19 protein-coding genes are annotated in these 21,424 nt (G+C 33.8%); 11 read left to right on the top strand and 8 right to left on the bottom strand.

Translation table 11 applies throughout. The annotated features are described in order from the left end of the window. Positions 1-28: 28 nt before the first annotated feature. On the bottom strand, positions 29-1,321 hold the full coding sequence (gene srmB / locus GA0061080_RS03285; RefSeq protein ID WP_091120953.1) for an ATP-dependent RNA helicase SrmB: 1,293 nt from the start codon (positions 1,319-1,321) through the stop codon (positions 29-31). A gap of 339 nt (positions 1,322-1,660) precedes the next feature. On the opposite strand from srmB, the gene trmA reads away from it, so the two are divergent. From trmA to GA0061080_RS03270, 3 genes are all read left to right on the top strand, one after another. Further along, positions 1,661-2,758 carry a tRNA (uridine(54)-C5)-methyltransferase TrmA gene (gene trmA, locus GA0061080_RS03280; RefSeq protein WP_091120951.1) on the top strand — a complete coding sequence of 366 codons (1,098 nt, stop codon included), beginning with the start codon at positions 1,661-1,663 and terminating at the stop codon, positions 2,756-2,758. Between the two features lie 356 nt (positions 2,759-3,114). Next, complete coding sequence (locus GA0061080_RS03275) at positions 3,115-3,801, top strand: heavy metal response regulator transcription factor (RefSeq protein WP_091120949.1); 687 nt, start codon at positions 3,115-3,117, stop codon at positions 3,799-3,801. Continuing rightward, positions 3,788-5,221 carry a heavy metal sensor histidine kinase gene (locus tag GA0061080_RS03270; protein ID WP_091120946.1) on the top strand — a complete coding sequence of 478 codons (1,434 nt, stop codon included), beginning with the start codon at positions 3,788-3,790 and terminating at the stop codon, positions 5,219-5,221. Before GA0061080_RS03275 ends, GA0061080_RS03270 begins: the two co-directional genes overlap by 14 nt. Here GA0061080_RS03270 and GA0061080_RS03265 read toward each other — a convergent pair. The 6 genes from GA0061080_RS03265 to GA0061080_RS03240 all read right to left on the bottom strand — a co-directional run bounded on the left by GA0061080_RS03265 (position 5,195) and on the right by GA0061080_RS03240 (position 9,998). Beyond that, positions 5,195-5,395 (bottom strand): YaeP family protein, encoded by a 201-nt coding sequence (locus tag GA0061080_RS03265; RefSeq protein ID WP_091120943.1) that lies wholly within the window; start codon positions 5,393-5,395, stop codon positions 5,195-5,197. The two genes, GA0061080_RS03270 and GA0061080_RS03265, sit on opposite strands and share 27 nt — an antisense overlap. A gap of 42 nt (positions 5,396-5,437) precedes the next feature. Then, positions 5,438-6,400, bottom strand: coding sequence for a lipopolysaccharide heptosyltransferase RfaC (gene rfaC / locus GA0061080_RS03260; RefSeq protein ID WP_091120941.1), 963 nt, complete (start codon positions 6,398-6,400; stop codon positions 5,438-5,440). Next, complete coding sequence (gene rfaF, locus GA0061080_RS03255) at positions 6,400-7,449, bottom strand: ADP-heptose--LPS heptosyltransferase RfaF (protein ID WP_091120939.1); 1,050 nt, start codon at positions 7,447-7,449, stop codon at positions 6,400-6,402. The genes rfaC and rfaF overlap by 1 nt, the downstream gene beginning before the upstream one ends. Positions 7,450-7,453: 4 nt before the next feature. Then, entirely contained in the window at positions 7,454-8,386 is a 933-nt protein-coding gene (gene rfaD, locus GA0061080_RS03250) for an ADP-glyceromanno-heptose 6-epimerase (RefSeq protein ID WP_091120937.1), read from the bottom strand. Positions 8,387-8,493: 107 nt separating this feature from the next. Beyond that, positions 8,494-9,264, bottom strand: coding sequence for a methyltransferase domain-containing protein (locus GA0061080_RS03245; protein ID WP_091120936.1), 771 nt, complete (start codon positions 9,262-9,264; stop codon positions 8,494-8,496). A gap of 2 nt (positions 9,265-9,266) precedes the next feature. Next, the gene (locus GA0061080_RS03240) at positions 9,267-9,998 is read right to left on the bottom strand and encodes a 1-acylglycerol-3-phosphate O-acyltransferase (protein WP_091120935.1); all 732 of its coding nucleotides are present in this window, start codon (positions 9,996-9,998) and stop codon (positions 9,267-9,269) included. 88 nt (positions 9,999-10,086) lie between these two features. Between GA0061080_RS03240 and mnmC2 the strand changes: the two genes are divergently transcribed. After that, the gene (gene mnmC2 / locus GA0061080_RS03235) at positions 10,087-10,794 is read left to right on the top strand and encodes a tRNA (5-methylaminomethyl-2-thiouridine)(34)-methyltransferase MnmC2 (protein ID WP_091120931.1); all 708 of its coding nucleotides are present in this window, start codon (positions 10,087-10,089) and stop codon (positions 10,792-10,794) included. A 171-nt stretch (positions 10,795-10,965) separates the two neighbouring features. Further along, on the top strand, positions 10,966-12,219 hold the full coding sequence (gene proA, locus GA0061080_RS03230) for a glutamate-5-semialdehyde dehydrogenase (protein WP_091120929.1): 1,254 nt from the start codon (positions 10,966-10,968) through the stop codon (positions 12,217-12,219). A gap of 68 nt (positions 12,220-12,287) precedes the next feature. Here the strand turns inward: proA and trhP are convergent, their stop codons facing one another. Continuing rightward, a complete protein-coding gene (trhP, locus tag GA0061080_RS03225) occupies positions 12,288-13,631 on the bottom strand; it encodes a prephenate-dependent tRNA uridine(34) hydroxylase TrhP (RefSeq protein WP_091120926.1) in 1,344 nt (447 codons plus the stop codon). Between the two features lie 1,023 nt (positions 13,632-14,654). Between trhP and GA0061080_RS03215 the strand changes: the two genes are divergently transcribed. The 6 genes from GA0061080_RS03215 (at position 14,655) to GA0061080_RS03190 (ending at position 21,413) form a co-directional block, all read left to right on the top strand. Then, positions 14,655-15,632 carry an HlyD family secretion protein gene (locus tag GA0061080_RS03215; protein WP_091120919.1) on the top strand — a complete coding sequence of 326 codons (978 nt, stop codon included), beginning with the start codon at positions 14,655-14,657 and terminating at the stop codon, positions 15,630-15,632. Positions 15,633-15,674: 42 nt separating this feature from the next. Then, positions 15,675-16,835 (top strand): ABC transporter permease, encoded by a 1,161-nt coding sequence (locus GA0061080_RS03210; RefSeq protein WP_091120917.1) that lies wholly within the window; start codon positions 15,675-15,677, stop codon positions 16,833-16,835. Further along, the gene (locus tag GA0061080_RS03205) at positions 16,832-18,022 is read left to right on the top strand and encodes an ABC transporter permease (protein ID WP_091120914.1); all 1,191 of its coding nucleotides are present in this window, start codon (positions 16,832-16,834) and stop codon (positions 18,020-18,022) included. The genes GA0061080_RS03210 and GA0061080_RS03205 overlap by 4 nt, the downstream gene beginning before the upstream one ends. Positions 18,023-18,307: 285 nt before the next feature. After that, the gene (locus GA0061080_RS03200) at positions 18,308-19,027 is read left to right on the top strand and encodes an epoxyqueuosine reductase QueH (RefSeq protein ID WP_091120910.1); all 720 of its coding nucleotides are present in this window, start codon (positions 18,308-18,310) and stop codon (positions 19,025-19,027) included. 13 nt (positions 19,028-19,040) lie between these two features. Further along, positions 19,041-19,649 (top strand): CDP-alcohol phosphatidyltransferase family protein, encoded by a 609-nt coding sequence (locus tag GA0061080_RS03195; protein WP_091120907.1) that lies wholly within the window; start codon positions 19,041-19,043, stop codon positions 19,647-19,649. A 12-nt stretch (positions 19,650-19,661) separates the two neighbouring features. Next, positions 19,662-21,413, top strand: coding sequence for a bifunctional alpha/beta hydrolase/class I SAM-dependent methyltransferase (locus GA0061080_RS03190; RefSeq protein WP_091120903.1), 1,752 nt, complete (start codon positions 19,662-19,664; stop codon positions 21,411-21,413). The last annotated feature ends 11 nt before the right edge of the window (positions 21,414-21,424 follow it).

The raw sequence follows: 21,424 nt of genomic DNA, 5'->3' as shown, positions 1-21,424 counted from the left end.
TAAGTTGTGATTTATTGTTCGGTATTATTTATTGATTTTTTGGTTTACCCTTGTTTTTTGTGTCTCGATGACGTTGTTTTATTTTTTTCTTTTTGATTTCTTCTTTTTTGCCAGCTTTTTTTAATTTTGCTTTTTGCGATGGCTTTTTCTTTGTTGCTGGTTTTGGCGCTTTGGTTTTTGGTCGCAATTGGTCAATTGTTCTTAATTTGATTGGCTCTTGAATATAGCGCTCAATTTTTTGTAGTAATTCGTTATCGTGGGCTTCGATTAGCATTATTGCTGTGCCTTTTTTACCAGCACGAGCCGTGCGACCTATACGATGTAAGTAAACATCGGCTGTTTTTGGCGCATCAAAATTAATAACATGGGTGATATCATCAATGTCTATTCCACGAGCTGCGACATCGGTAGCTACTAGTACATTAACTGTATTGTTGCTGATTCTTTTAATTGCTTCGTTACGTTTGGCTTGTACCATTTCGCCTTCTAAATAGCAACTATGGATACCAGCTTGATGTAGTAAGCTAACTAATTCATGTACACGCTCACGTTTACGGACAAAAACGATCGTTTTTTTAAATTCCTCTTGTTTTAATAAGTAAGTAAGCAGTGCTACTTTATGAGCGAGATCGTCAGCTCGATAATAAAATTGTAAGATTTTTTTACGTTCTTTACGCGATGGGTCAGCGTTGATTTCGACAGGATCGTTCAAAATACGGTTAGCAAAATCATGTAGTCCATCACCTTCAAGTGTAGCTGAAAATAGTAAGGTTTGTTTACGCCAGCGTGTTTCGGCTGATATGGTTTCGACATCTTGCAAAAAGCCCATGTCTAACATGCGATCAGCTTCATCTAAAATAAGCATTTCAACTGCTCGGCAGTCAAAATTCTCTTCTTTTATATATTGTAATAATCGACCAGTTGTCGCAATAACAATATCTTGATTTTTACTAAATACTTCAGCGTGATTCATATAAGCAACACCACCAGTAATGGTTGCAATACTTAAATGTGTCGATTCGGTTAATAATTTGGCTTGCTCGGCAATTTGCATGGCAAGTTCACGCGTTGGTGTTAATATTAAAATACGCGGTGGGCCTGGCTTTCGACGTGGAAAGTCTAGTAAATGTTGCACGGCAGGAATTAAAAAGGCCAATGTTTTACCTGTGCCTGTGGGGGCTGAGCCTAAAATATCTTTGCCATCTAAAGCAACAGGGATTGTTTGCGTTTGGATTAATGTCGGTGTAGTTATATTTTGTGCTTGAAGATTGTGAATTAAAATATCGTCTAACTCTAAATCAGAAAAAGTCTGTATTGTCATAGTGTTCTTTTTACCTAAAATGATACGACACATTATAACGTTAATCATTATAACTACAATCGTTATCACCAGAATCTTTATAACTATGTTTAAAAGTATTCTATTTTTATTCGTTGTTTTATTGTATATCCGTCTAAAAACGAGGCTTTTGTTCATGTAAAACTTATCATTATTAGTTATTTGTGATAATATTGTGCCTATACGTAATGATATACAAATAGTTATATTATTGATGTAAAATTGCTTAGTTTATATGTTTAACCATTTCGTTATTTAATACAACGTGATTCAAAACTTCATATTAAATAATACTTCTATAATAATCATCAGATAATAACTATGACTGAATGTTTTTCAAATGAAAACTATAACCAACAATTAGAAAAGAAAGTCGATAATTTAAAAGCATTATTATCGGATTTCTCTGTTCCTGAATTAGCAGTATATTCATCGCCTATTAGCCATTATCGTATGCGTGCTGAGTTTAGAATCTGGCATCAGGATGAAGATCTTTATCATATTATGTATGATAAAAAAACAAAAAAACGGGTGCGAATTGATGAGTTTCCTGTCGCAACAAAGTTAATAAATCAAGCGATGCAGGCAATTTTACCTTTGTTACGGCATAACCAAGAACTTCGTCATTTATTATTTCAAATTGATTATTTTTCTACTTTAAGTGGTCAACTGTTAATTACGCTTTTGTATCATAAAAAATTAAATGAAAAATGGACTCTTGAAGCAAAAAAGTTAAAAGCGCAATTAGCAGAACAAGGCTTAGATGTTAATATTGTAGGGCGCGCAAGTAATCAAAAAATAACAATAGATGTCGATTATGTTGATGAAGTTTTGCCAGTAATGGATAAAAAATTTATTTATCGTCAAGTCGAAAATAGCTTTACTCAGCCTAATGCTGCGGTAAATATTAAAATGCTGCAATGGGCTATTTCAGTCACCAAAAACTCATCGGGCGATTTACTCGAATTTTATTGCGGTAATGGTAATTTTTCGATCGCGTTGGCACAAAACTTTCGTAAAGTGTTAGCAACTGAAATAGCCAAAGCATCTGTTTATTCAGCACAGCATAATATTGCTGTCAACCATATCGATAACCTTGTTATCGCACGGTTATCAGCCGAAGAGTTTACTAGCGCGATAAAAAAAGAACGCGAGTTTAATCGTTTAAAAGGAATTAATTTGGATGATTATCAGTGCGAAACAGTGCTTGTTGATCCTCCTCGTGCAGGAGTTGATTTAAATACGATTAATATACTTAAATCTTATAAAAAGATTATTTATATATCATGTAACCCTAATACATTACATGATAATTTACAACTTTTAACCCAAACACATTCAATTCAACATTTTGCTATGTTTGATCAGTTTCCTTATACCGATCATATTGAAATAGGCGTTGTATTGTGTAAAAAGTAAAAAAATGTAAAATAAAGTATTATTAGTTAATAATGTTCCATTATTTATACCTAACTACTTATTGCTCAAAGTCTGTATCAGCTTACGTCTATTTAGAATAAAAAAAAACCCTAGTAAACTAGGGCTGCATTAAATTGCAAGGAATGGATGAAAGGAAATAAAACAATGAAACAATAATGTCTAGCCTCATGAATCATTGTGTGGATACTATAGCAGACTAAATAAAACTAATTGATGACCGGCCTATTACAATACAGTAATTTATTTGTCATGATCTGTTTTGTTTTTTCATATATTCTATTATTACATTATGTAATTTTTGATAACCGTCTAAAATAATGAAAGGAATATTAAAAATGAAATTATTAGTTGTTGAAGATGAACATAAAACAGGTGAGTATCTTCGTCAAGGGCTAGTAGAGTCAGGTTTTATTGTTGATTTGACCGATAATGGTTTAGATGGTTATCATCGAGCAATGACTGAAGATTATGATTTAATTATCTTGGACGTGATGTTACCCGATATTGTGGGTTGGAAATTTGTTCAATCTTTGCGTGAAGCTGGAAAAGATACTCAAATTATATTACTCACCGCTATGGGAAGTATCGACGATAAAGTCAAAGGATTTAGCTTAGGTGCAGATGATTATTTAGTTAAACCATTTTCGTTTGCTGAATTACTAGCAAGAATCAAATCATTATTAAGACGTAATGCACCACAAGTAAATAATTATCAATTAAGTATTGCAGATTTGGTAATGGATCTACCTAAACGAACAGTAACGCGAGCTGGAAAACGAATTGATTTGACTAATAAAGAATTTATGTTGTTAGAATATTTTTTGCGTTATCCTGGTGAAGTGTTACCTAGATCACTTATTGCATCACAAGTTTGGGATATGAATTTTGATAGTGATACTAATGTGATTGATGTGGCCATTAGGCGATTACGTAGTAAAATTGATGCAGATTTTGAACCTAAATTAATTCATACTGTACGTGGAATGGGATATAAATTGGATGTATTAGATGAAGTTGACTAAAATTGTATCATTTCGGTTACCATTAATTGTTTGTTTACTTACTTGTGGACTACTTTACTGTTTTAGTTACTTTATTGAACGTTGGTTTGAAAAACTTTCTGTTCACCAAAATGTATCTGAGTTAACATCTGTTATCTCATCCATAGAGCGCGAACTTACTTATTATTCACAGGATGATAATCGTGATGAATTTTTTCAGAGCCTACTATTAATTTTAACTGGTCATCATCGGTTATTTGTCTATATTGTTGATGATTCAGGTAAAATATTATATCGCACACGAGGGCCTAATCTTTCTATTGCCTTAAAGTCTGCTGATTTTGAAGAAATTATTACTAAGCATACAACAACAGTATCGAATGTGAATCAGTCATCTTATCGTATTGCTGCATCAAGGGTCATAACTGATCAAAACAAACAATACACAACTATTGTAGCTGTTGGTCGTGACTTACAGATTGAATTTATCAGGAGATTAAGAAAAGGCTTAAAAATACTTATTGGTATTTCTTGTATCTTGGCGTTAATTGGTTCATTTATTTCTATCTATCTTACTCAAAAACCGATTAATCGATTAATTAAGAAGATTGAACGTATTAACTTAAAAAACCTTAACCATCGTATTTCAACTTCATCTGTTCCAGTAAAATATGTTAGTTTAGTCAGGGCTTTTAATAAGATGCTTAATCGAATGGAAGATGTTTTTCAAAGACAACGTAATTTTACGGCAGATATAGCTCATGAAATGCGTACACCTATTACTAATTTGACAACTCAAACTCAAATTGTATTAAGCAATGCAAGAACGACCGAAGAGTATAGAGAAATCTTATACTCAAATTTAGAAGAGTATGAAAGAATGTCACAAATGATATCTGATATGCTCTTTTTAGCACAGGCAGATAATCGTCAATTAGTACCTAATCTAGTTGATATTAATTTGCATAACATGATGGTTATGATATGTGATTATTTTGAGCCACTTGCTGATGAAAAAGCTATCAAATTCGAATTAGAAGGGGAGTGTTGCCATATTTTAGGTGATAGAATGATGCTAGCAAGAGCAATAAGTAATATTTTATCTAATGCCATTCGTTATACGCCAGAAAATGGAATTATTAAAATTACTTTAGCTCAAGTTAGTGAAAATCGTGTCAAAGCTGTGATTTCAAATCCTGGTAAAAAAATCGATAGTCGCCATTTGCCTCATCTTTTTGATCGTTTTTATCGTGTAGATGAGTCTCGTCATCGTAACGGTAATAATACTTCGGGTACGGGTATTGGACTTGCAATTGTTAAATCGATCATTGATACGCATAAAGGTAATATTACAGTTGAATCAGATGAACAGTCTACTCGATTTATTATCAACCTACCAACCGCTATCCAACCGCTATTTAATATCAAAGTCACTGATTAATAAATTAGCCGCTGCATAAGCGGCTTTATGCCGTAATTCTTCGGGAACTTGTTCATTACAAACTACTTCATCAAGAACTCGCATTACTGTGCCTAACGCATCATCAATATAGCCAAGCTCATTACTGCCAATTTGGGCATATTTTTCACGAATTAGTTCACAATAGTTATTCATTTTGTTTATTCCTTTTAATTAAATTGTAAGCAGAAAAGTTACCTACAAAAAATCACTCAATTTTTGATAAACCTGATTAGCACTAATTGTTTTCATAATTTTATCTGGTGAGATAATGCTGTATTGATTTTTTCCATATCCTCCTATCAACATAGGGTCAGTTTTGCCAAATAGTGTAATATTGGGTCTATCTAATGCAGCGGTTAAATGGCTTAGTCCAGTATCAACTGATACGACTGCTTTAGCTCCCACAATGACAGTTGCGATGTCATTAAGTGAAAGTTTTGGTAATACTTCAACATGGTTAAATCCTTGAGCAAGGCGTATTGCTCGTTGCTGTTCATGTGAAGCTCCCCAAGGTAGCTTAACTTTTAAGCCTGTCGGTTCAATAAGTTTGATTAATTGTCGCCAAGCATCCTCAGTCCAATGTTTTTCATCTCGAGTTGTGGCATGCAAAAAAACAAGATATTTTTGATTATCGCTAGGTAATGAAGATAAAAAGTGGCGAGCAATGGCATAATCACCTATTGAATTAGGTAAATTGTATTGAAGGGTTTGTGCAAATAATAGCCTAATGCGTTCAATAGCATGCATTTGCTTGGGGATATTATGTTTTATATCATAAAACCAACTAGCAATAGGCTCTTTGATGCTTTTGCGATCTAAACCATGTTTAATACCTTGAGCTTTACGAGTAATAAAAAGTGCACTTTTAATAAGCCCTTGGGCATCAATAATTGCATCATATTGTTGTTGCTGTAAGTTATTAATAAAGTCGTGTCGCTCTTGACGAATAGCTTTAGAAAACCAATTTTTTCGCCAACGCCTTATTGCCACAGGGATGACTTTATCAACAGCAAAATGCCAACTTGGAATTTGGGTAAAGTTTTCTTCAACTACCCAATCAAAGGTAATGTTAGGCACGCAATTTGCTGCATCGGTTAATGCAGGTAAAGTATGTAGAACATCGCCCATTGATGAAGTTTTAACAACTAATACATGCATTATCTATTACTCTTTTCACAACGCATTATCAGTTTCATCAATATTTCAAATACATTCTCAGGTTTAATATCGATTAAGCTTTGATGATAGCCTTGCTCTGCATCACCTTGGCGGATGCGCTGATATCCGGTAATTAAACGAATAACTTCGGCTTTATTTGATAATGGCGGTGTAAAATCAGGGCTGCTTGGTCCATAAAGTGCGACAAGTGGTTTATCTAATGCAGCAGCAACATGCATCAATCCTGAGTCATTAGTAACAATTGCTTTACATGCTGCAATTAAACTTACCGCTTGTTCTAATTGCGTTTGACCTGCCAAGTTTATACATTGATCGCCATGAGTCATTTTGGCAATAATCTGCTCGCCAACATTATGATCGTTTTTTGAACCAAAAATAATAATTTTAGCATGTTGTTGAACTAGCATGTCGGCAAGGGCAGCGTAATGATAATCAGGCCAACGTTTTGCTGGACCAAATTCAGCTCCTGGGCAAAAGCCAATTAATGGTTCATCTTGTGTTATTGTAAAGGTTGAAAGTGCTTGAGCTATTTCGTCTTGGTTAACACTAAGTTTGGGCCATAATAAAGGTTGTGATAAATCAGATGCTGAATGTATTTGCTCTTTAGGATACGCTAGCGCAATATAGCGTTCAACCATTAATGGAAAAGCTTGTTTATCGAGTTTACGCATATCATTTAATAATCCATAGCGCATTTCACCTTTCCAACCTGTACGTTTAGAAATCTTGGCAAAAAATGGAATTAATGCTGATTTAAATGAGTTAGGTAACACAATTGCTTGATCATAATAGCTATCACGAAGTGATTTTCCTATTTCGTGGCGTTTTGATAATGCAAATTCACCATGACCTATAGGCATATCAATAGCTTGATTCACTTCAGGCATTTTATTTAATAATGCTTGGCACCAAGCTGGCGCCATAACATCAATTTCATTGTTAGGATCAAGTTGTTTTAATGTGCGATACAAGCTTTGCGACATCATCATATCGCCAACCCAAGATGGACCAATAATGAGTGTTTTCATTAAATTACCTTTCTTGCTTATTAAGCCATTGCATATATTTGGTTGTGCCTTCTGCGACTGTTTTAAATTCAATCTGGCAACCTGTTTTTCTAAAGTTAGATAGATCTGCCTGTGTAAAGCTTTGATAACGGCCTTTTAAATGATCAGGGAAAGGGATGTAATCAATTTCTTCTTTTTTGTGGTAAGTAAGAACGGCATCAGCCACAGCTTGGAATGATTCAGCACGGCCTGTTCCACAGTTATAAATGCCTGAAATATTGTTTTTCCAGAACCATAAATTGACATCAACCACATCACCAACATAAATAAAATCACGTTTAAAGTTATCGCTACCAGCAAATAACTTTGGCTTTTCGCCTTTATTAATTTGTTCATTTAAATGAAACGCAACACTGGCCATACTACCTTTATGATTTTCTCGAGGGCCATAAACATTAAAGTAACGGAATCCGCAAACTGGTGATTTTGCTTCGGGTAAAATTTCTCTGACATATTGATCAAATAAAAATTTAGAATACCCATAAACATTTAAAGGTTTTTCGTATTGTCGATCTTCGATAAAGTTATCACTGCGTCCGCCATAGGTAGCAGCTGATGATGCGTATAAAAATGGAATATTAAAATCTAAGCAATAATGCAGTAAATCTTTGGAATAATCATAATTATTTTCCATCATAAACTTACCATTCCACTCGGTGGTTGATGAGCAAGCACCTTGATGGAAGATAACGTCAATATTAAGGTCTTCGTTTGAAATGATAGCAGCAATAAATTCGTCTTTATCCATATAATCGGCAATATCTAAATCAGCTAAATTAGCAAATTTAGTGCCATCAGTTAAATCATCAACAACTAAAATGTCTTTACGACCTTGATCATTTAAGCCTTTAACAATATTGCTACCAATAAATCCAGCCCCACCGGTTACCACGATCATATAATTTTCCTTAACCAATAAATTTATCTGCTTATGATACCGATTTATGGCAAAATTTTCGAGTGATCATTTTAAAAAGCATGAATGAAAGTGGGATATTTACGAATTTATTTTATTTTCGCTGTTACTAAAATATATCTTGCTAAGTGAAGATAAGGTTCTGTTTGGCAGTATTTTTGTTCCAGTTCTAATAGTTGTTCAAAATGGGTTTCTGCTTTGGATTTATTAGTAAGATAATCGTGAAAAATACGAATCCCCGTTTTTTGTAAAATAGTAAAATTAGCTTGAATAAGCCATTGATATACATCGTTCGGATCTCTTGGATAATCGGGCGAAAGAGTCTTTTTTTTGCGTTTAGCTAACCCAGCTTGAGTGTAGCCAAAATTGCCTAATGTCACCGTTTTAAACAAAAGTGCATGATAATTATAAAACATTAACGATAAATAACCGTCAGGTTTAAGGTGATTTTTTAATGAATTTATCAATTCAATTGGATCAGCTACCCATTCCAATACCGCATGGCAAATAACTAAATCAAATTGTTGATTAATTAAACTATCAAGGTGCTGAATAGGGCAGCAAAAGCAATTGATAGTTAGGTTTTCTGCTAGCGCTTTTTGTTTGGTTAGTTCTAGCATTTGTTCCGAAATATCACAAAGCGTTACTTGATGGCCAAGTTTGGCTAATCTACAGGCGATTTGACCTTGTCCTCCACCTGCATCAAGTATGGTTATTGGTTTATTGGTGGGGTAGGTCGCTAAGATCTTTTCTAGTTCTTGCCACACTACCGCTTCACGAATTTTACCTTTAGTAGTGCCATAAATGTTTTGAGCAAATTTATTACTGATATCATCAAAATTACGATCTTGTTTATTCATAGTTATTTTTGATTATTTAACTGTTTTGCTTCTGCATTTATTTGTTCTATTTTATTTGTCATTTTATTATGGCATTGTTCCATTAAAGCTCTAGCATCTTCTTTGTTTAATGTGTTGGTTTCAATAGGCTCTAACATTTCAACAATAAAATGACCATTATTTAAACGGTTTAATTTGATATCATTGGTTTGAGATACACAAATTGGCACAATAGGCACTCCCGCTGCAATTGCTGCTTTAAATGCGCCAGTTTTAAAAGGTAATAATCCACGACCACGGCTACGAGTACCTTCAGGGAACATCCAAATAGAAATATTACGTTTTTGGATTTCATTAACCACTTGTCCAATTGTATCGTGAGCTTTTGATTTATTATTACGATCAATAAGAATATTACCAGTAAGATAGTAAAGCTGCCCAAAAAAAGGAATCCAAGCCAAACTTTTTTTACCAACAGTGACTGTTTTAGGTTGTACAACATCGCTAGCTACAACGATATCATAATTATTTTGGTGATTGGCAATATACACACAGCTACCTATTTTACTAATATTAGGGTGAATGCGAGTATCCACTTTTACGCCAAATATCGGTTTAAAGAAAAATCCAAATAAATGAGCGAATCTTGCAACATTTTTGGGATTTCTTGGATTAAACAAGCAAAAAATGGTGCCTAACACACAAATAGCAATACCAATTATCACAACACTAATTAGACGAAAAAGAAATACCATAATTTACCTCATAAGTTAACTTGGCGTATTATATACATAATCAACATTAATATACAGTTGTTAAATATTACTGTTTAAAAGGATATTCATGCATAAATCGACTATTTCTTGGAATGAAAATCAGGCGCCTGTTTCTGTTTATTTTGATGATGTGTATTTTAATACGCAAGGGGCAATTGCCGAAACCACTTATGTTTTTATTGATGGTAATGATTTACTTCAGCGTTTTACTCAACATCAAAAAGATACATTTGTCGTTGCTGAAACAGGTTTTGGTTCGGGATTGAGTTTTTTGATTTTATGGCAAACGTTTTTAAATTTTAGGCGTCAGCACCCAAATCATAAACTTAAGTATCTTACTTTTTTTAGTGTCGAAAAATATCCATTATCATTAGACGAATTAATCAAGATTCATGATAAGGTCATTTCTAAAAACTCGCCTTTATTTTTGTTAGCTAAGCGGCTTCAAACGCATTTAATTGATGCGACTTGTCAGTTTGACAACGTCAGTTTAGCGATATGTTATGATGATATTAGCAATTACTCAGATTTTTTAGCAAAGCAAAATGTATTGATTGATACTTGGTTTTTTGATGGATTTTCACCAGCAAAAAATCCTGATATGTGGTCAGAATGTTTATTTAAACATTGTTTTAAACTAACCGCTCATGGTGGGCGTTTTGCTACTTTTACAGCAGCTGGATTTGTTCGTCGTCATTTAATTAATGCTGGATTTACTGTTCAAAAACGAAAAGGGTTTGGTTTAAAACGTGAAATGTTAGTGGGGTATAAGTGAGTTTGCTTTTTATGTGTAGAAAAACGCCAAATAAATAATAAAATAAAAATTTTTGACAAATTTCAATATAATATTAACGTTATACAAGAGATTTTTTAGAAAAAATAATGCTTAACAACTACAATTATTAACAACTACAATTATTAAAAATAAACTTTAGAGGCAATAATAATGTTACAGCAAATAGGTAAAACAGCTAAACTTGCTTCATATCAACTAGCGCAATGTTCTACCACTATAAAAAACCACACTTTGATGGTTATTGCTGATTTATTAGAACAGCATAGCGCAAGTATACTCAGTGCAAATGAAAAAGATATCCAAGCGGCAAAAAAACAAGGTTTAAACGAAGCTATTTTAGATCGTCTACTTTTAACACCTGAACGGTTAACATCTATCGCCAATGATGTACGAAAAGTGGTTTCCTTAACAGATCCTATTGGTCAAGTGATTGATGGTTCAATTTTAGATAATGGATTAAAGCTACAACGTCATAGAGTGCCTTTAGGCGTTATTGGTGTGATTTATGAAGCACGGCCAAATGTAACAATTGATATTGCAGCTTTGTGCTTAAAAACAGGTAATGCAGCAATACTTCGTGGTGGAAAAGAAACAATCAATACTAATGCAGCCATAATTGCTGTTATCCAAAAAGCATTAAAACAAGTTGGTTTACCGCAAACAGCTGTTCAATGTATTAATGATCCTGATCGTAAATATGTTCATGAGCTACTTAAACTTGATAAATACGTTGATATGATTATTCCCCGTGGAGGTGCATCTTTACACAAATTATGCCGTGAACATTCAACAATCCCCGTCATTACAGGTGGCATTGGAGTCTGTCACATTTTTGTCGATGAAACAGCTGATTTTGATAAAGCCCTACCAATTATTGTTAATGCTAAAACTCAGCGCCCAAGCACATGTAATACGCTTGAAACGTTACTAGTTCACCGAAATATTGCAAAGCAGTTTTTACCAAAATTTAGCCAGATCATGGCAGATAATAATGTGATTTTACATGCTGATGCAAGCTGTTATGACATATTAAAAACCTGTACAGCAACCGTCTTTCCCGTTAAAGATGAGGAATTACAACAAGAATGGTTATCAAAAGATTTGAATGTACTTATTGTTGATTCGCTTGAACTGGCTATAGAACATATTCGCGAATATGGTACAGGTCATTCAGAATCAATTCTAACGCGTAGCTTAATTAACGCAGAACAATTTGTAAATCAAGTTGATGCAGCTGCTGTTTATGTCAATGCATCAACACGTTTTACTGATGGTGGACAATTTGGATTAGGTGCAGAAGTAGCAGTTAGTACACAAAAATTGCATGCTCGTGGGCCAATGGGACTTGAAGCACTGACGACTTATAAATGGATCGGTTATGGTGATGATTTGATTCGCCAATAGAAAATCAAAATTAGCATAAAAGTTAACATACTGTTCGGTCACCCGAACAGTTATTCTGTTTAACAAAACTAATCAAAATTACGCATCAATAATGCATAATTCAAATCGATTTCTTCAGGGATTGGAATATAAACAATATGTCCATCACCTAATCCAGCAGGTACAGGCTGTCCTTTTTTATTTTCCATACGTTCAATAATAAAGGTTTTATTACCTTTTGGTGTCATCATTTCAACACTATCACCGACCGAAAACTTATTTTTGACAATAACCTCAGCAAGGCCATTTAAACGTTTACCACTAAATTCACCGACAAACTGTTGCCGATCAGATACAGAATGGCTATGCATATAGTTTTGCATATCTTCATGTTTATGGCGACGTAAAAAACCTTCGGTATAGCCTCGATGAGCTAAAGAATCAAGTTCAACTAATAAGCGAGGATCAAAAGGCTTACCTTCACAGGCTGCATCAATAGCTTGGCGATACACTTGTGCCGTTCTTGCACAATAATAAAATGATTTAGTGCGCCCTTCAATTTTAAGAGAATGCACACCAATTTTAGTTAAATCATCCACCAACTCGACCGCTCTTAAATCTTTTGAATTCATAATATAAGTACCATGTTCATCTTCAAAAGCCTGCATATATTCGCCAGGTCTACCTGATTCTTCAAGCATAAAGACCTTATTGGTAGTTTTACCAATTCCTAACGTAGGTTCAATTTCCTGCACAGGAATGGGTTCGCATTTATGGACTATTTGTCCTACTTCATCTTCTTTACCTTCTGCAACTTTATACTCCCAACGGCAAGCATTAGTACAAGTGCCTTGGTTTGAATCACGTTTATTAATATAACCCGAAAGCAAGCAGCGCCCAGAATATGCCATACAAAGTGCACCATGGATAAACACTTCAAGCTCCATTTCAGGAACTTTTTCACGAATTTCAGCAATTTCATCAAGCGATAATTCACGGGATAACACAACACGAGTTAATCCCATTTGATGCCAAAACTTTACCGTTGCCCAGTTAACAGCATTAGATTGGACTGATAAATGAATTTCCATTTCAGGAAAATGTTCACGAACCAACATAATTAAGCCAGGATCAGACATGATAAAAGCGTCAGGCTTCATATTTACAATAGGTTCTAAATCACGAATAAAAGTTTTGAGTTTAGAATTATGAGGAGCAATATTAACTACCACATAAAACTTTTTACCTTGAGCATGGGCTTCGTTAATACCAATTGCTAAATTTTCATGATTAAATTCATTATTACGAACTCGTAAACTATATCGTGGTTGGCCAGCATAAACCGCATCCGCTCCATATGCAAAAGCATAACGCATATTTTTTAAAGAACCGGCAGGTGAAAGTAACTCTGGTTTTGCATATAAATTTGTCATTAAAAATGCCTCTGATTTCAGGTCAGTATTACTTATAAGTAATAGGTTAAGCAAAATAGGATGGGCATTTTACGCTTTAGCTTATCAGTTGGCAAATTAATTAAATAGTCCAGTCAATTAATATAAATTGTGACAATAAAACTGTAGGACAACGCCAAATTGTTTATACTTCATGATTAAAATAGCCCTCTAAAAACGCATAAAATGTTTTCTCAAAACCGCTTGAGTTTTTGTTTTCTTTCTTTTGGATTGCCAAATAATTGCTGATTATGCCATATCTGAATTCAAATTTTGCATCACGTTTTTGGCGTTTCCATTGGTTTGTGGGCAAGTTATTTTTGTCGATTTTTGGTTGAAATGATGGTTATCACACAGTTTATCTAAATAAATCAAGATAGTATAGTTTTTGTCAAAAAGTTTCAGGAGTGTACTACGTTTATGTATAAAAACATTAAAAATCAAATAAATATCATCAAGAGAATCTTCTCTAGTTTGTTGCATCGTTTCATTTTTAAGTAAAGGTAAACCGTAGGTATCAGTCTGTCGTATTTTGCTCGGATAGGTTTTGTTATCACTTTTAGCTTGCCGGTCTTAATTTATTTTCAATGGGCTTTTCGATTTTAAACAAACATTTAAAACCCTAACTGATGGTTTTATAATGCTCATTCTGACTGGTTAAAAAGGTTTCATCGGTTTTTTTATCACGCTATAAATGGTCTAGCGGTTGACCATAAAGTGTTTAGCCAAATTGGTGACAGTTGTTTTTCTTTTTGATATCAGCATCTTATCGCTGTCGGTGATAAGGCGTTAGTTTTGCTCTTTTATGTATATTAATTACAGTAGTTTCTCAAATTACTGTAAACAACGTGAATTATTCTTACATTCTTAGCTTTATTTATGTAAATCTTTTTTAAGCCTATATTGTATAATCCCATATTTTATTGCGTAATTTAATATTTGGCTTTATATTATATCCCAATAATATCATTTTAGTTTTATTCTAATCATTTATAAGCACAATTTATGCATAAAAAACGTCTTTCTTTGATTATAGCAATCATTGCTGTTATTGCTATGGTTATTATTATCTATTTTGCTAATCAACCTAGTACCATTATATTACAGGGTGAAGTTGAATCTAACCGTGTTGATGTTGCCGCTAGAGTACAAGGTCGAGTGATTCAATTTAACTATGATGTTGGGGATGATGTTAAAAAAGGTGATACGCTTCTTACTCTTTCAAGTCCTGCATTGTTAGCTCAGCTTGCAAGCGCTGAAGCACAATTAAATGTGGCAATAGCAAGTCGTGATACGACGTATAGTACTAGGCCAGAAACAATTGATCTACAAAAAGCTCAATTAGATAAAGCAAAATTGGATTTAGCTTTAGCTCAAGCTAGCTATGACCGAATTAATCGTTTAGCCAAAAATGGAACGGTTTCAAAGCAAAATTATGATGAATCCTTTAATCAATATCAAGCCGCTATTAAAGCTTATGAAGCAGCTAAAGCTAATCTGACATTGGCTGAAAATGGCAGTAGCATAGAACAGAAAAAATTAGCTGATGCTCAAGTAGAACAATCAAAGGCTGCTTTAGCGCAAGTAAAAGCTGATGTTAATGAATTAACTTTAGTTTCTCCAATTAACGGTCAAATTACGACTCGAGTTGCTGAAACAGGGCAATTATACAGCCCAGGTACTCCGCTTTATTCTATTATTGATTTAAATGATATTTGGTTTACTTTTAATATACGCGAAGATTTGCTGGGAAACCTTAAAGTTGGTGATACGTTTCAAGTAAGAGTACCGGCATTAAACAATCAGATTATAGATGTTAAAGTCACTGTATTAAATGCTTTAGGTCAATATGCGAATTGGCAGGCGACTAAAGCAACGGGTGATTTTGACTTAAAGACTTTTGAAATGCGCGCTAAACCAATTAATAAAGTGTCAGGTCTCCGCCCAGGAATGAGCGTTACTACAAAGTGGCAATCTCGCTAGCTTGAATAATATTGAGATTTTACACAAAAGGGAACGATATTAATGTATCACCGGCTATTTCAAGTAATTGGATGGGAACTTCGTAAATTAATTAAACAACGTATTTGGTGTTTATTGGTTTTCATCTATCCTTTATTATTTATTTTTTTATTTGTTTATATGTACCATGCCGGTGTTATTACTCAGGTACCTATTGCTGTTGTTGATCAAGACACAACCAAGTCATCTCGCTTATTGATTCAACAAGTTGCTGCTTCACCTCAGCTACAGGTAGCTGAACGTTATCAAGATCTTACCTCTGCTAAACATGCGTTGATTAAAGGTGATGTTTATGCTGTGCTTTTCATTCAACATGAGTTTGAAAAAGATCTTATAGCTGGTCATCAGCCAGAAGTTGTCGCTTTTTATAATAATCAGTATATGTCAGCTGGAACGATTATTTTTCGGGCGATGAGTTCCGCATTGAAAACAGCAAATAGTCAAATAGTATTGCAAGGATTATTAGAAAAAGGAATTGCTTCACCAGTTGCACAAAGCCAAATGCAAACTATTCCGACAAGTTTACATCCCTTATATAATCCAACTTTAAATTATCTATATACGTTAATTAGTGGTTTAATTCCCACTATATTACAAATCATTATTATGATGGCCATGGTTACTAGTATTACTCGTGATCGTTTTACTCAAATGGGGTATCAGCAAATATTAAAATTAGCTAATCATAATATTTTTATCTTTTTATTAGGACGCATTATTCCTTATTTTATCTATTTTTTATTTTGCTTGATTCTATTTGATACCGTTTTAATTGCTAATTTTAATTTGCCTTTAAATGGACATTTAATATTGCTTATACTTGGTGATATAAGCTTTATCTTGACTTCATGTTTGTATGGTATTTTCTTTGGTTTAACGGGATCAACACTAGCACAAGCTTATGGCACTGCAAGCTTAGTAGCATCACCTGCGTTTGGATTTACTGGGCTTATTTTCCCTCGGATTGCAATGAATACCTTTGCTTATATTTGGAGTGCTTTATTACCTGTAACATGGTATATACAAATTCGTCTTGATCAAACATTAAGATCGCCAAATATAGTAACTTCATTACAACCGTTTGTTTATTTAGTGATCCAATTGGGTGTTATGGCTATTCTTGTTTATCTTTTTTTACGAAAGATCCGTAGGCGGTTGATATGATTAAATCTTTACTATTAATTTCCTATGATGAATTAAAACGAATTTTCCAAACCAAAGCGATAGTTAGTGTTATGTTTGTGGGAATATTTATCTATTTCATCTTTTACCCACAACCCTATTTACATGAAGCAATCCGAGATGTTCCTATTGCTGTTATTGACCAAGATAATACCAATTACAGTCGAGATCTAGTAAGACAACTTGATGCTAATAAATCCATCAATATAGATTTACATATAGCAGACTTAGAAACAGCTAAAAAACTTATCGAAGAACGTAAAATATATGGAGTTGTACTCATACCTTACCGTTTTCAAAAAAATATATTAGAAGGAAAAACTAGCCCAGTGTCATATTATGGCGATGCAAGCTATATTTTAATTTATAGTAATGTTGCTACCGCCATTAATACCGTTGCCAGTAATTTTGGCGCTAAAATTTCAATTTCACGCAAAATAGCGCAAGGTGTCGATCCTGCAGTAGCAAATAATAATGTTTCCCCTTTTAATAGCCAGTTAATTAGTTTATTTAATCCTCAATCAGGATATGCAACCTATATTATCCCTGCCGCTTTTATTTTGATCTTAAATCAGACATTATTTATCGGTAGTATTTTATGCCGTCTATTTAGTAAAAATTCTGATTTTGAAATAGCCTTTGTTAATAAACAGAATCACACGGTCTCATCGGCATTATTACTGCTTTCTGGTAAATTATTGACTTATTTAGTGCTTTATTTAATCTATTTTATTATTTATACCGTATTTGCTAACTATTGGTATGACTTACCGCGCTTAAGTCATCTATTTGTTTCCTTATTATTTATTCTTCCTTTTATTTTATCCACTTCGTTATTAGGTAAAATTGTTTCACATTTTGTCCATACGGTAAGTGATGTATTTTGCTTAATTATACCGTCAAGTATGATTATCTTTTTTGTTACAGGATTATCTTGGCCAAAAGAATTGATGCCTCCTTTGTTCCATTTTATTGGCTATATATTTCCAGCTGTGCCAGCTATAGTTGGGTCAGTAAAAATAAATCAAATGGGAGCAAGTTTTTCCGAATTTAGTCAGCAATATTGGCATTTGTGGATATTAACCATTGTCTATTTTTGTATCGCATTTATTTTAGAAAAACGTTATGTTCAAAAGATAATATCGACCAATGCTAGGAGAGAAAATTAAATTAGCAATAGTTCATTTATTATAAATAATCAAATAAAAATTGATTGATACAACAACGTCAGCAATGGCACTAATTTGAAGTTGTATTAATATGTTTGAATTTCTTTTTTACCTTTATGATAAACCTCATTTGTTATATATAAAAATATGTCAGTTTCATAAAGTTAGATATAGAATTTTAGTTTTTTCCTTGAAGGTTAATGTGTATAGCTATATCATAATTGGCCGACTAAGATCTTAGTTAGCTAGACCCCAAAAAATAGAAAACAAAATAAATGAGTTCCCATGTTAATTAATGCTAAAAATATTCTCGAAAAATTAAATCCACATAATAAAGTAAATTACGATTCTGTTTTAAAAGAAGTGATTAATAATTGGCAATCAGAATCAGTTCGACCAAAGTTACTAATTCATAGTTGTTGTGCACCTTGTAGTACCTATGTTTTAGAGTATTTAGCACAATATGCAGATATTACGATTTATTTTGCTAATTCTAATATCCATCCCAGAGTTGAATATGAGCACCGTAGTGTGGTGCAACAGAAATTTATTGCTGACTTTAATCAAAAAACAGGTAATAACGTTCAATTCTTAGAAGCACCTTATCAGCCAGCAGAATTTATTAAACAAGTTGGTCATTTGCGTGATGCACCAGAAGGTGGTGAGCGTTGTCATATTTGTTACAAGATGCGATTAGATCTGGCAGCAATTAAAGCACAAGAATTGGGCTTTGACTATTTTGCAAGTGCGTTAACACTAAGCCCTAAAAAGAATAGTCAGAAAATAAATGAACTGGGGTTTGAAATTCAAGAAATCTTTTCGGTCAATTATCTCCCTTCTGATTTCAAAAAGAATAATGGTTATAAACGCTCTATCGAGCTTTGTAAAGAGTATGATGTTTATCGGCAATGTTATTGTGGTTGTATTTTTGCCGCCAAAGCACAAGGTGTTGATTTAAAAAATGTGATAAAAATCGCTAAACAAGGATTAGCTAAAGAAATTTAAACAAGGATTTCCTGTGTTATCAATTTATCAATTAAAGCCGAAGTTTCAAGCACGACTACGTCCTTATGTTGATCGTCTTTATAAAGCTAATATTACTGCTAATCAAGTAACTTTAGTTGCCTGTTTGGGTTCTATTATGATTGCTTTTATTGTTGGAATATTGGCATCATATCAATGGATTTTTTTTCTTATTCCAATATGGATGTTTATCCGTATGGCACTTAATGCGATCGATGGTATGTTAGCTAGAGAATATCAGCAAAAATCAAATTTAGGTGCTTATTTAAATGAAATTTGTGATGTCATTTCTGACAGCGTGCTATTACTTATTTTTACACAACTTCAAGAAGTAAATATCAATTTAGTTATTTGTGTGGTTTTACTATCCATTTTAACAGAATATAGTGGCATTTTAGGTGTTATGATTGGCGCGTCAAGGCGATATGATGGACCAATGGGTAAAAGCGATCGAGCCTTTGTTTTTGGGGTGATAAGTTTAGGTATTGCAACTTATTTATTACCTTTAATGTGGATTAATACGTTATTATGGATCATCAGTTTTTTACTTATTTATACTGTTATTAACCGAGTTCGAAAAGGCATGCAAGAAACACAAAAATAACGAGGGAAAGTTATGCGTCAACAGCAACAAAAAACATTTATTAGTCATGATGGTTGTCAGTTATTTTATCGCTATTGGCCTGTTGTTAATAGCAATGCTAATCAGCCTAGAGCAATAGTCATTTTTCATCGTGGGCATGAACATTCGGGACGTGTCGCACATCTTGCTGATGAATTAAATTTACCCAATTATCAAATCTTTGCTTGGGATGCTAGAGGTAATGGTCAATCAGAAGGTGAGCGAGGTGATGCACCCAATTTTGCAACGTTAATTAAAGATGCTAACTGTTTCATTGAACATATCATGCAGGAGTATAATCTTCGTCAAGAAGATATTGCCATTATCGCCCAAAGTGTTGGTGCTGTCATTGCCTCGGCATGGGTACATGATTATGTACCCAATATTCGAGCTTTGGTATTAGCTTCACCTGCTTTTAGTGTAAAATTATATGTCCCATTAGCCGTACCAGGTTTGAAATTGCTGTATAACTTAAAAGGCAATTTTTTTGTTAACAGTTATGTTAAACCTAAATTGTTGACACATGACGTTGAACATGCCAAATCATTTACCCAAGATCCATTAATTACTAGACCGATATCGGTTCGGTTACTTCTTGATTTATATGCTGTGTCTGATCGTATTGTTAAAGATGCCAATGCCATTAACATTCCAACGCAATTATTAGTTTCAGGTTCGGATTATGTAGTAAGACGTAAACCGCAAAAACAATTTTATGACAATTTAGGTACTGAGCAAAAAGAGTTTCATGTGTTGTCTGGCTTTTATCATGATACTTTTGGTGAAAAAGAACGAAAACTAGCAATCGATCGTGCAAGGCGATTTATTTTCGGAGCCTTTGCAAATCAACCTAAGATTCAGTCATTTACTAATGCCGATATGATTGGTTATACAAGACAAGAAGCAGATAATTTAGCCTTACCGCCATCGGGTTGGATTAAACCTTTATATTGGAAATTTATTAAAGCTAGTTTAGCATATGCAAGCCGACTTTCAGATGGGATAAAATTGGGCACGACAATGGGGTTTGATTCAGGGAGCTCATTGGATTATGTCTATCGTAATGAACCGTCTGGCACTTCAAAACTAGGGCGTTTTTTAGATTACATTTACTTACAATCTATCGGGTGGCGGGGTATCCGTCAACGAAAAATACACCTTGAAGAACTGTTGAAACTAGTTATCAATCAACTTCATGAGCAAAATAAGCCAGTCGATATTGTTGATATAGCAGCAGGGCATGGGCGTTATATTTTAGAAACGATTAATCAAATAGCCAATAAACCCAATTCGATCTTACTACGAGATTATAGCGATATTAATGTGTTTGCAGGTCAAACATTAATAGAAGAGAAGGGTTTATTAAATATAGCACGTTTTGAAAAAGGCGATGCTTTTAATCGTGAGCAACTAGCCCAATTATCACCTAAACCAACTTTAGCCGTTGTATCTGGTTTGTATGAGCTGTTTAGTGATAATCAGTTGCTACGTAACTCCCTATCTGGCCTTGCTGACTCAATACCTGAAGGAGGATATTTAATTTATACTAATCAACCTTGGCACCCACAACTTGAATTTATAGCAAGGGCATTAACATCACACCGAAATGGACAACCTTGGATTATGCGCAGACGTACCCAACTTGAAATGGACCAACTTGTCGCAGAGGCTGGATTTAAAAAGATTACCATGCGTATTGATCAGTGGGGGATATTTACCGTATCACTGGCTCAGCGAATTAAATAATAGAGAATATG

It is taken from the genome of Gilliamella intestini (assembly GCF_900094935.1).
Classification (GTDB): domain Bacteria; phylum Pseudomonadota; class Gammaproteobacteria; order Enterobacterales; family Orbaceae; genus Gilliamella; species Gilliamella intestini.
Note: the sequence above shows the minus strand (reverse complement) of the source record. Positions and strands in the feature narration are given on the sequence as shown.

Excerpts from the sequence above, each read along its gene's own strand:
- GA0061080_RS03275 (WP_091120949.1), top strand. The coding sequence starts at position 3,115 with ATGAAATTATTAGTTGTTGAAGATGAACATAAAACAGGTGAGTATCTT.
- GA0061080_RS03200 (WP_091120910.1), top strand. The coding sequence starts at position 18,308 with ATGTTAATTAATGCTAAAAATATTCTCGAAAAATTAAATCCACATAAT.
- rfaC (WP_091120941.1), bottom strand. The coding sequence starts at position 6,400 with ATGCATGTATTAGTTGTTAAAACTTCATCAATGGGCGATGTTCTACAT.
- mnmC2 (WP_091120931.1), top strand. The coding sequence starts at position 10,087 with ATGCATAAATCGACTATTTCTTGGAATGAAAATCAGGCGCCTGTTTCT.
- srmB (WP_091120953.1), bottom strand. The coding sequence starts at position 1,321 with ATGACAATACAGACTTTTTCTGATTTAGAGTTAGACGATATTTTAATT.
- trhP (WP_091120926.1), bottom strand. The coding sequence starts at position 13,631 with ATGACAAATTTATATGCAAAACCAGAGTTACTTTCACCTGCCGGTTCT.
- trmA (WP_091120951.1), top strand. The coding sequence starts at position 1,661 with ATGACTGAATGTTTTTCAAATGAAAACTATAACCAACAATTAGAAAAG.
- GA0061080_RS03245 (WP_091120936.1), bottom strand. The coding sequence starts at position 9,264 with ATGAATAAACAAGATCGTAATTTTGATGATATCAGTAATAAATTTGCT.
- GA0061080_RS03265 (WP_091120943.1), bottom strand. The coding sequence starts at position 5,395 with ATGAATAACTATTGTGAACTAATTCGTGAAAAATATGCCCAAATTGGC.
- rfaF (WP_091120939.1), bottom strand. The coding sequence starts at position 7,449 with ATGAAAACACTCATTATTGGTCCATCTTGGGTTGGCGATATGATGATG.
- proA (WP_091120929.1), top strand. The coding sequence starts at position 10,966 with ATGTTACAGCAAATAGGTAAAACAGCTAAACTTGCTTCATATCAACTA.
- rfaD (WP_091120937.1), bottom strand. The coding sequence starts at position 8,386 with ATGATCGTGGTAACCGGTGGGGCTGGATTTATTGGTAGCAATATTGTT.
- GA0061080_RS03270 (WP_091120946.1), top strand. The coding sequence starts at position 3,788 with ATGAAGTTGACTAAAATTGTATCATTTCGGTTACCATTAATTGTTTGT.
- GA0061080_RS03215 (WP_091120919.1), top strand. The coding sequence starts at position 14,655 with ATGCATAAAAAACGTCTTTCTTTGATTATAGCAATCATTGCTGTTATT.
- GA0061080_RS03190 (WP_091120903.1), top strand. The coding sequence starts at position 19,662 with ATGCGTCAACAGCAACAAAAAACATTTATTAGTCATGATGGTTGTCAG.
- GA0061080_RS03210 (WP_091120917.1), top strand. The coding sequence starts at position 15,675 with ATGTATCACCGGCTATTTCAAGTAATTGGATGGGAACTTCGTAAATTA.
- GA0061080_RS03205 (WP_091120914.1), top strand. The coding sequence starts at position 16,832 with ATGATTAAATCTTTACTATTAATTTCCTATGATGAATTAAAACGAATT.
- GA0061080_RS03240 (WP_091120935.1), bottom strand. The coding sequence starts at position 9,998 with ATGGTATTTCTTTTTCGTCTAATTAGTGTTGTGATAATTGGTATTGCT.